Origin of the sequence: Pseudomonas sp. 30_B, from assembly GCF_017491605.1 — a bacterium.
GTDB lineage: Bacteria > Pseudomonadota > Gammaproteobacteria > Pseudomonadales > Pseudomonadaceae > Pseudomonas.
This window is the reverse complement of the sequence record NZ_JAFGYY010000435.1, coordinates 1-255: the sequence shown is the minus strand read 5'-3', so window position 1 is coordinate 255 and position 255 is coordinate 1. Positions and strand designations below refer to the sequence as shown.

The following is a 255-nucleotide window of genomic DNA, read 5'->3' as shown; positions in this document are numbered from 1 at the left end:
GAACTCGCAAATTTTACCTTGACTTGAATAATCACCAGTGAAAGAGATTATTCAGTCTTACTTCTATCACATACCCAAATTTTTAAAGAACGGTTCTGGCACAAAGACCAGACAGCAAGGTTCGTTCTACCGAACATTCCTGTCTGAGCTTTCGACGATGTAAATGGTGGAGCCAAGGAGGATCGAACTCCTGACCTCCTGCGTGCAAAGCAGGCGCTCTCCCAGCTGAGCTATGGCCCCATCGGATCAGCAGCA

General features: G+C 47.1%; 1 tRNA gene. It reads right to left on the bottom strand.

Annotation, left to right across the window (positions count from 1 at the left end):
- Positions 1-164 precede the first annotated feature (164 nt).
- Positions 165-240: transfer RNA gene (locus tag J5M67_RS29000), tRNA-Ala, on the bottom strand.
- Positions 241-255: the final 15 nt, after the last annotated feature.